1 protein-coding gene is annotated in these 5113 nt (G+C 73.7%); it reads left to right on the top strand.

The window, feature by feature from the left end; translation table 11 throughout:
• Positions 1-5113: non-ribosomal peptide synthetase (locus GTY56_RS33080; protein WP_161368964.1), on the top strand; the 5113-nt coding region annotated here is incomplete at both ends.

Below are 5113 nucleotides of genomic sequence, written 5' to 3'. Positions count from 1 at the left end.
GGGACGTGATCGGCCGGCACGAGGTGCTGCGTACGGTCTTCCCGACCGTGGACGGCGAACCGCACCAGCACGTGCTGCCGCTCGACGCTCTCGACTGGGAACTGTCGGTGGCCGAGGTGGCGCCGGGCGACCTGGACCGTGCGGTGGCCGAGGCGGCGGGGCACGCGTTCGATCTGTCGTCGGAGGTGCCGATCCGGGCCTGGCTGTTCGAGGCCGCCCCGGACGAGCGGGTCCTCGTCGTGACGCTGCACCACATCGCCAGCGACGGCTGGTCGACCGGGCCACTGGCCCGCGACCTCTCGGTCGCGTACGTGGCGCGCTGCGCGGGGCGGGCCCCGGAGTGGGAGCCGCTGCCGGTGCAGTACGCCGACTTCGCGCTGTGGCAGCGCGGGCTGCTGGGGGACGAGCAGGATCCCGGCAGCGTGATGTCGCGTCAGGTGGACCACTGGCGCGGTGCGCTGGGCGGAGCGCCCGAAGAGCTCGCGCTGCCGTTCGACCGTCCGCGTCCGGACGTGGCCTCCTACCACGGTCACACAGCGGCGCTGGAGATACCGGCGCAGGTGCACGCACGGCTCGCGGAAGTGGCGCGGACCGAGGGCGTGACCCTGTTCATGGTGCTGCAGGGCGCGCTGGCCGTGCTGCTGTCCCGGCTCGGCGCCGGCACCGACATCCCGATCGGCACGGACGCGGCCGGACGAACGGACGAGGCACTGGACGATCTCGTCGGCTTCTTCGTCAACACACTGGTCCTGCGCACGGACCTCTCCGGCGACCCGACGTTCCGCGAGGTGCTGGCCCGGGTGCGGGAGACCAGCCTGGCCGCGTTCGAGCATCAGGACGTGCCGTTCGAGAAGCTGGTCGAGGAGCTGTCCCCGGTCCGCTCGCTGGCCCGCCACCCGCTGTTCCAGGTCGTCTTCACGATGCAGAACACCGCAGTGACGGCGCTGGAGCTCCCCGGTGTCCAGGCCCGCGGTCTGCCGACCGGGTTGTCCACGGCGAAGTTCGACCTCGATGTGAGCGTGGCGGAGACCTTCGGCCCGGACGGAGCGCCGGCGGGGCTGCGCGGTGCGGTGGGCGGCGCCTCGGACCTGTTCGACACGGAGTCGGTCGAACGGCTCGCGGCGCGGCTCGCCCGGGTGCTGGAGCTGCTGTCCGGCGATCCGCGGCTGCGGCTGAGCGCGGTGGACGTACTCGACGCCGACGAGCGGCGTCGGGTCCTGACGGAGTGGAGCGCGGCCCGGCCGGAGCACACCGGCCGGGTGTACGTGCTGGACGAGTGGCTGGCACCGGCACCCGAGGGCGTGGCGGGCGACCTGTACACGACGGACGCCGAGGCGGCACAGCGCTTCGAGGACCAGCCCCGGCCGACGGCGGAGCGTTTCGTGGCGAACCCGTTCGCCGGGGACGGCTCGCGGCTGTACCGGACCGGAGAGCGGGCCCGGTGGGCCCTGGACGGCCGGCTGGTGATCGTCACGGGCGGGTCGGCCCCGGACGCCGGGACGGACCGGGCGGGCCGGGCGCCCTCCACCGTGCGGGAGGAACTTCTCTGTGCGGCGTTCGCCCAGGTCCTCGGCCTGGAGCGGATCGGCGTGGACGACGACTTCTTCCAGCTCGGCGGACACTCGCTGCAGGCGATCAAGCTGATCAGCCGGGTGCGGTCGCTGCTGGGCGTGGAGGTGCCCCTGCGCGCGCTGTTCGAGGCGCCGACGGTGGCGCAGCTGGCGGCCGGCCTGGCCGACTCGGACCCGGCCCGCCCGGCGCTGACGGCCGGGCAGCGGCCGGAGCGGCTGCCGCTGTCGTTCGCGCAGCGCCGGCTGTGGTTCCTCAGCCAGCTGGAGGGGCCGAGCACGACGTACAACATTCCCTTCGCCCTGCGGCTGACCGGCGACGTGGACCGCGACGCACTCGGCGCCGCGTTCCGGGACGTGATCGGCCGGCACGAGGTGCTGCGCACCGTGTACCCGGTGGCCGACGGGGAGCCCTACCAGCGGGTCGTCGGCATCGACGAGCTGGACTGGCAGCTGCGGGTGGCGTCGGTGACGCCGGACGAACTGGACGCCACGGTCGCCGAAGCGCTCGGCCACACCTTCGACTTCTCCTCCGAAGTGCCGATCAAGGCATGGCTGTTCGAGGTCGGTCCGCAGGAGAGCGCCCTGGTGATCGTGACGCACCACATCGCCGGTGACGGCTGGTCCACGGCGCCGCTGGCCGCGGACATCTCGCGGGCGTACGCGGCACGGTGCGCGGGACGGGTCCCGCGGTGGGAGCCGCTGCCGGTGCAGTACGCGGACTTCGCGCTGTGGCAGCGCGAACTCCTCGGCGACGAGCAGGACCCCGGCAGCGTGCTCTCCCAGCAGGTCGCCCACTGGCGCCGGGCCCTGGAGGGCGCCCCGGAGGAGCTGGCGCTGCCCTTCGACCACACGCGCCCGGCGGTGGCCTCCCACCGCGGCCACCGCGAGCAGCTGGAGATTCCCGCGGAGGTCCACGCCCGCCTCGCGGAGGTGGCGCGCGCCGAGGGCGTGACCGTGTTCATGGTGCTCCAGGCCGCGCTGGCGGTGCTGCTGTCGCGCCTGGGCGCGGGCACCGACATCCCGATCGGGTCGCCGAACGCCGGGCGCACCGACGAAGCCGTGAACGACCTGATCGGCTCCTTCGTCAACACCCTCGTCCTGCGCACCGACCTCTCCGGCGACCCGACGTTCAGCGAGGTGCTGGGGCGGGTGCGGGAAACCAGCCTGGCCGCGTTCGCGCACCAGGACGTGCCCTTCGACCGGCTGGTCGAGGAGCTGTCGCCGAGCCGGTCGATGGCCCGCCACGCCCTTTTCCAGGTGATGCTGACGCTCCAGAACAACGAGGATGCCGTCGTCGACCTGCCGGGTCTGCGCGTCGAGGCCATGCCCGACGGTGTGCCCGTGTCGAAGTTCGACCTCGAATTCATCGTGGGGGAGACGTTCGGACCGCAGGGCTCCCCGGCGGGCGTGCGCGGCACGGTGACCGGAGCGAGAGACCTGTTCGAGCCCGAGACCGTCGCACGGCTCGTGACCCGCCTGACCCGGGTCGTCGAACAGCTCGTCGGCGACCCGCAGGCACGCATCGGCGCGGTGGACGTCCTCGACGCGGACGAACGCCGTCGCGTCCTCACCGAATGGAACGACACGGCGGACCAGGTGCCGCCGGCGACGATCCCGCAGCTGTTCGAGGCCCGGGTCGAGAGCGCACCGGACGCGGTCGCCGTGACCGCCGACGGAGTCGGCGTCTCGTACGCGGAGCTGGACGCGCGGGCGAACCGGCTGGCCCGGCTGCTCATCGACCGGGGCGTCGGCCCCGAGTCGGTGGTCGCCGTCGCCCTCGAACGCGGCGTCGACCTGATGGTCGCGCTCCTCGGTGTGTCGAAGGCCGGCGGCGCCTACCTGCCGCTGGACCAGGACTACCCGGCGGAGCGCATCGCGTACGTGATGGCCGACGCCGGTGCCCGCTGCGTGGTGACGAGCACCGGGTGGGGCGGAACGCTGCCGCAGAGCGTGCGCCGCGTCGTGGTGGACGACCCGGCGACCGTACGCGCCTTGGAGGCGCACGACGGCGGTGCGCCGACCGAGGACGAGCGCGGCGGGGTGCTGCTGCCCACGTCCGCGGCGTATGTGATCTACACGTCGGGGTCGACGGGGCGGCCGAAGGGCGTGCTGGTGTCGCACGCGGGTGTGGCGAGCCTGGTGGCCGGTCATGTCCGCCACCTGGGAGTCGGCCCCGGGTCCCGGGTGGGGCAGTTCGCCTCGGCGGGATTCGACACCTTCGGCTGGGAATGGCTGATGGCGCTGGTGTCGGGCGCGACGCTGGTGGTGATCCCGCGTGAGCAGCGCCTGGGCGACGCCCTGCCGGCGCTCCTCGCGAAGGAGCGGGTGACGCACGTGACACTGCCGCCCGCCGTCCTGGCGACACTGGAGGAGGGCTCGATCGCCTCGGACACCGTGCTGGTGGTGGCCGGCGAGGCGACCTCGGTGGAAGTGATGCGGCGGTGGGCACGGGGCCGGCGGATGTTCAACTCCTACGGCCCCACCGAGACCACCGTCGACGCCACGCTGTGGCCGTGCGATCCGGGCGCGGAGGACGTGGCGATCGGCCGGCCGGTGGTCAACACCCAGGTGTACGTCCTGGACGCGGCCCTGCACCCGGTGCCGGTGGGCGCGGTCGGCGAGCTGTACGTCGCGGGCGTCGGCCTGGCCCGTGGCTATGCGGGCCGGCCCCGGCAGACGGCGGAGCGGTTCGTCGCCAACCCGTTCGCCCCGGGAGGGGCGCGGCTGTACCGGACCGGCGACCGCGCCCGGTGGACGGCCGACGGGCAGCTGGTGTTCGCGGGGCGCTCGGACGACCAGGTGAAGATCCGCGGCTTCCGGATCGAGCCCGGCGAGGTCCAGGCCGCGGTGACCGCCCATCCCGAGGTGGCCCAGGCCGCCGTGCTCGTGCGTGAGGACACCCCCGGTGACAAGCGCCTGATCGCCTACGTGGTTCCGGTGCACGGTGCCCAGGGGCTGCCCACGCTCGTGCAGGCCTTCGTCGCCGAGCGGCTGCCCGACTACATGGTGCCCTCGGTCGTGGTGGTCCTCGACGCGCTGCCGCTCACCGTGAACGGCAAGGTGGACCGGGGCGCGCTGCCCGCTCCCGAGACCCTCGCCACCGCCGCCGGCCGCGGTCCGGCCACTGTGCGCGAAGAGCTTCTGTGCGCCGCGTTCGCGGAGATACTCGGCCTGGACACGGTGGGGGTGGACGAGGACTTCTTCGCCCTTGGCGGGCACTCGCTGCTCGCGGTCCGGCTGGCCAGCCGGGTACGGACCGTGCTCGGGGTGGACCTCGACATCCGGGTGCTGTTCGAGGAGCCGACGGTGGCGGGCCTCGCCGCCCGCCTGAGCGACTCGGGTGCGGCCCGCACGCGGCTGACCGCCGGGGAGCGCCCGGAGCGGCTGCCGCTGTCGTACGCGCAGCAGCGCCTGTGGTTCATCGGCCAGCTCGACGGACGCAGCGGCGCCTACAACATTCCGGTCGCGCTGAGGCTGTCGGGCCGGGTGGACCGCAGCGCCCTCGCCGAGGCGCTGCGGGACGTGATCGGCCGGCACGAGGT

Source organism: Streptomyces sp. SID5643 (assembly GCF_009872555.1).
In the GTDB taxonomy this organism is placed as follows: Bacteria; Actinomycetota; Actinomycetes; order Streptomycetales; family Streptomycetaceae; genus Streptomyces; species Streptomyces iakyrus.
This window is presented reverse-complemented; position numbering and strand designations above follow the sequence as displayed.